At 71.4% G+C, this 4,909-nt stretch carries 4 protein-coding genes and 1 pseudogene; all 5 read right to left on the reverse strand.

The features are described from left to right. Positions 1-78: 78 nt before the first annotated feature. The gene (locus tag ACWJ6R_RS30165) at positions 79-1,341 is read right to left on the reverse strand and encodes a 6-phospho-beta-glucosidase (RefSeq protein ID WP_449065475.1); all 1,263 of its coding nucleotides are present in this window, start codon (positions 1,339-1,341) and stop codon (positions 79-81) included. Further along, entirely contained in the window at positions 1,338-2,234 is an 897-nt protein-coding gene (locus tag ACWJ6R_RS30170; RefSeq protein ID WP_449065476.1) for a carbohydrate ABC transporter permease, read from the reverse strand. The genes ACWJ6R_RS30165 and ACWJ6R_RS30170 overlap by 4 nt, the downstream gene beginning before the upstream one ends. Then, positions 2,231-3,169: a carbohydrate ABC transporter permease gene (locus tag ACWJ6R_RS30175; RefSeq protein WP_449065477.1), complete on the reverse strand. Its 939-nt coding sequence runs from the start codon at positions 3,167-3,169 to the stop codon at positions 2,231-2,233. Before ACWJ6R_RS30175 ends, ACWJ6R_RS30170 begins: the two co-directional genes overlap by 4 nt. 6 nt (positions 3,170-3,175) lie before the next feature. Continuing rightward, a complete protein-coding gene (locus ACWJ6R_RS30180) occupies positions 3,176-4,519 on the reverse strand; it encodes an ABC transporter substrate-binding protein (RefSeq protein WP_449065478.1) in 1,344 nt (447 codons plus the stop codon). A 111-nt stretch (positions 4,520-4,630) separates the two neighbouring features. After that, a pseudogene (locus ACWJ6R_RS30185) lies at positions 4,631-4,909 on the reverse strand (sugar kinase); the annotation flags it as partial.

The following is a 4,909-nucleotide window of genomic DNA, read 5'->3' on the forward strand; positions in this document are numbered from 1 at the left end:
CCGACACGGTCCCCGTGCGCCCGCCGCTCCCGGTGGACCCGCTCCCCGTGCGCCCGTCGTCTCCGGCCGGTACGGTCCTCACGCGCCCGCCGCCCAGGGCAGGTGCGGGCGGTTGGCCTCGACCAGGCGGCGGGCCAGGTCGCCGGAGAGGGAGGCCTGCCCGATGAGCGGGTGGGCCAGGAGCGCGTCGGCGACCCGCTCCTCGCCGCCGTGCAGCGCCGCCTCCAGGGCCAGCGTCTCGTACGCGGTGACGTGCGCGATGAGACCCGCGTGGAGCGGCTCCACGGGGTCGACGGGCAGGGCCCGCGCCCCGGCGGCGGTGATCGTCGCGGGCACCTCGACGACCGCCTCGGGCGGCAGGAACGGCAGCGCGCCGTCGTTGCGCAGGTTGACCACCTGGGTGTCGCCGCGGTCGCCGAGCAGCGAGGCGATCAGCGCGACGGCGGCCTCGGAGTAGAACGCGCCGCCGCGCTCGCCCAGCAGCTCGGGCTTGGTGTCCACCGCCGGGTCGGCGTACAGCTCCAGCAGCCGGGCCTCCATCGCCGCGACCTCGGCCGCGCGCGACGGCCTGGCCCGCTGCTCGGCGACGACGCGGTCGTGCTCGTAGAAGTAACGCAGGTAGTAGGAGGGCACCACGCCGAGGCGGCGGATCAGCGCGGCGTCCAGGCCGACGTCCCGGGCGATCTGCTCGCCGTGCTCGTCCAGCAGCCGGGGCAGCACGTCCACGCCGTCGAGCAGGACGGAGCGCTCCCAGGTCAGGTGGTTCAGCCCGACGTGGCCCAGGGCGATCCGCTCGGGCGCGACGCCCAGCGCGGCGGCGAAGCGGCGCTGGAAGCCGATGGCCACGTTGCACAGGCCGATGGCGCGGTGCCCGGCCTCCAGCAGCGCCCGGGTGACGATGCCGACCGGGTTGGTGAAGTCGACGATCCAGGCGCCGGGCGCGTGCCGGCGGACCTGCTCGGCGATGTCCAGCACCACCGGGACGGTGCGCAGGGCCTTGGCCAGGCCGCCCGCGCCGGTCGTCTCCTGGCCGACGCAGCCGCACTCCAGCGGGAGCGTCTCGTCGACGTCGCGCGCGGCCTGGCCGCCGACGCGCAGCTGCAGGAGTACGGCCTGCGCCCCGGCGACCCCCTCGGGGACCGAGGCGGTCGCGGTGACCCTCGCCGGATGTCCGGCGCGGGCCAGCATCCGGCGGGCCATCCCGCCGACCAGGTCGAGGCGGGAGGCGTCCGGGTCGACCAGCGCGACCTCGGTGAGGGGGAGCTCGTCCCGCAGCCGCGCGAATCCGTCGATCAGCTCGGGCGTGTACGTCGAGCCGCCCCCGACAACGGCGAGTTTCAACCCTTCACTCCTGTCAAGGTGACGCCCTCGATGAAGACTCTCTGGGCGAGGAAGAACACGATTATCACAGGTGCCATGACGAGCAGTGTGGCCGCCATGGTGAGGTTCCACTGCACGCTGTGCAGGGCCTTGAAGGACGCCAGCCCGATGGAGAGCGTCCAGTTGTCCACGTTCGTGGAGGCGTACAGCAGCGGGCCGTAGTAGTCGTTCCAGCAGTAGAAGAACTGGAACAGCGCGACCGCGGCGATGGCGGGCCGGGCCATGGGCAGGACGATCCGCAGCAGCGTCGCCAGGTCCGAGCAGCCGTCGACCCGGGCCGCCTCGGTGTACTCCCTGGGGATCGTCAGCAGGAACTGGCGGAGCAGGAAGACCGAGAAGGCGTCGCCGAGCAGCATGGGCAGGATCAGCGGCCAGAGCGTGCCGGTCAGCTCCGCGCGGGCCCAGATCAGGTACACCGGCACGGCGACCACCTGCGGCGGCAGCATCATCATCGTGATGACGGCCAGGAAGGCGGCCCGGCGGCCGGGGAAGCGGAAGCGGGCCAGTGCGTAGGCCACCGGGACCGACGACAGCAGCATGAACGCGGTGCCCAAGCCCGCGTACAGCATCGTGTTGCCGATCCACAGCAGCAGGGGCGAGCGGGCGAACACCTCGGTGAAGTTGCCCCAGTTCCACGAGCGCGGCCACAGCTCGCTGGTCAGCGCCTGCTGGTCGGTCATGAGCGCGGTGAGCGCGATGAACACCAGCGGGGCGACGAACATGATCGCGAGAGCGATCGCCAGGGAGTGGACGGCGATCCAGTGCAGGGTCCGCCGCCGGCGCAGGCTCCGGGCGGTCGGGCGGCGGGCGGCGGAGGCCGGGGCCCGGCCGAGGGTGGCGGGTGCGGTGCTCACGAGACCTCCTCGAGTCCGCGGAACCGGCGCAGCAGGACCAGGGTGAGCAGCATCGACGCGGCGAACAGCAGCAGCGCCAGCACGCACGCGTACCCCATGGAGAAGTCGCGGAAGCCCATCTGGAACAGCCACTGGGGCAGGGTCAGGGTGGACATCTCCGGGTAGCCGGGGGTGAAGCTGCTGCCGGGGGAGTCGGTGGAGCCGGAGGCGACCCGGGCGGCGATCATCGCCTGGGTGAAGTACTGCAGGGCGTAGATGACGCCGGTGACCGCCGAGAAGAGCAGCACCGGGGAGATCGTCGGCAGGGTGACGCTGCGGAACCGCCGCCAGGCCCCCGCCCCGTCGAGCGCGGCCGCCTCGTACAGGTGCCTGGGCACGTCCAGCAGGGCCGCCAGGAAGATGACCATGGTGTTGCCGGTGCCCCACATGCCGAGCAGGGTCAGGCTCGGCTTGGACCAGTCCTTGTCGCCGAACCAGTCCAGGCCGGTGATCCCGAACAGCTCCAGGAACTGGTTCATCGGGCCGGTGGCCGGGTTGAGCAGGAACACGAACGCGACCGTGCCCGCCACCGTCGGGATCAGCGAGGGCAGGTAGAAGACGGTCCGGAAGAACCCGGCCCCCGCCTTCAGCCGGGTGACCAGCCAGGCCACCCCCAGGGCGAAGAGCAGCTGGGCGGGGACCATGAAGACGACCAGCCACAGGGTGTTGCCGATGGAGGTGAGGGCCCGGTCGTCGGTCAGCAGGTAGCGGTAGTTGTCCAGGCCGACGAACTCCAGCGTGAACAGGTCGTAGCGGTGGAAGGAGAAGTAGACGGTCGCGGCGAGCGGGTAGAGGAAGAAGACCGCGAACCCGATCAGCCAGGGTGACAGCCACACGAGGGCCCGCAGGCCCTCGCGGCGCCGCCGGGCGGGCGGCGCCGCAAGGGTGAGACTCATCGCGGATCAGCCCCCGGAGAGCTTGTGCTTGTCGTTGATGCGCTTGTCGACCCCGGCCAGGCCGGCGTCGAGGTCCTTGACGGAGCCCTTCTCCCACTCGACGAGGAAGGCGGTGAAGGCCTCCTGGTTGAAGACGCTGTTGACGTTCGGCGGGAGCGTGCTCGTCTTGGGGTGGTTGAAGATGTCGAGGAAGGTCTGGAAGTTCGCGTCCTTCTTCAGCTCGGGCGAGTCCATCGCGGCCTTGGTCGTCGGCACGTTGCGCAGCGCGTTGGAGAGCGTCACCAGGCTGCCGGTGTCGGTGGTCAGGTGCTTGACCAGCTCCCAGGCGTGCTGGGGGTGCTTGGCGCCCTTCGGTACGCCGATCACGGTGCCCGCGGTGAAGCCGCTGCCGTACAGTTCGGGCCGGTCGTCGGCGACGGGGATCGGGGCGGTGCCGTAGTCGAGGTCCTTCGCGTCGCCTGCGATCATGGCGTTGCGCCACTCGCCGTCGACCGCCATCGCGACCTTGCCCTTGTGGAAGGGGTGCTCGGCGCCCCACTCGTCGCCCAAGCCCTTGCGGAACTTGTCGAGCTTGTCGTGGCCGTACCAGTCGACGAGCTCCTTCTGCCAGGTCAGGAGCTTCTTCCAGGCCGGATCGGAGCCGATCGCCGAGGTGCCGTCCTCGTTGTACCACCTGGCCCCGACCATCGGGCCCAGGTGGGAGGGGGAGTTCTCGTAGTACTGGAAGCTGGGGATGAACCCGGCGACCTCGATGTCGCCGTCGGCGTCGCGGACGGTGAGCTTCTTGGCCAGCGCGGTCAGCTCCGACAGGGTCTTGGGCGGCTGCTCGCCCTTCATCAGGGCCTTGTTGTAGTAGAGGCCGTAGGCGTCGGCGAGCATCGGCAGCGTGCAGCGGCGGCCCTCGAACTCGGTGTAGGAGCGCGCGGCCGCGGGGAGCACCGACAGGTCGATGCCGTCCTGCGCGATCACCGGGGCGAGGTCCTGGAAGACCCCGCTGCGGCACCACTGCGCGACGTTGTCGGTGGTGAAGGAGGCCGCCACGTCGGGGGCCGTGCCGCCGCGCACGGCCTGGGTGATCTGGTCGTCCTGGACGCCCTTGGTGAGTTTGACGGTGATCTGCGGGAACTTCTTCCGGAAGCCGGCGACGGCGTCCTCGAACGCCTTGACCTCGCTGTCGGCGCTGAACCCGTGCCAGAGCTCGATGGTCGCCGCGGGCAGCGCCGCGGCGGCGCTCCCGGAGGGTTTCGGCTGGGATCCGAGCGCGGGCGCGCTCCGGTCGCCCGCGGTGCAGGCGGTCAGGGCCGCGGCCGCGACGGCGGCCGTGGCGAGGGTGAGAAACCGTCGGTTCACGACAGTGGCCTCCTCGATCGGGGGGTGGGATGACCGGATGAATCAGGAGAGCTGGAGGTTCCACGGAAGGTGGAAAGAGACAGGTGGAGGCAGATAGTGGCAGGAGAGGGGTCAGGAGGGCAGGGTGGAGCTGAAGACCTCCTCGCGGGCGGCGGCGAGGGCGAGGTCGAGGGCGCCGGCCAGGACCGGGTTGCCCTCGACGGCCGAGAGCAGCAGCGGCGGCCGGGGGATGGTCAGCGCGTGCAGCTCCTCCTCGACCAGGCCGCGCAGCAGCTCGCCGCCGGCCAGCAGGGTGCCGCCGGTCAGCACGACGATCTCGGGGTCGACGACCGCGGTGACCGAGGCCAGGCCGACGGCCAGGCGCCCGGCGACGTCGCGCAGCCCGGCCAG

It is taken from the genome of Planomonospora algeriensis (assembly GCF_977012225.1).

Excerpts from the sequence above, each read along its gene's own strand:
- ACWJ6R_RS30175 (WP_449065477.1), bottom strand. The coding sequence starts at position 3,169 with ATGAGTCTCACCCTTGCGGCGCCGCCCGCCCGGCGGCGCCGCGAGGGC.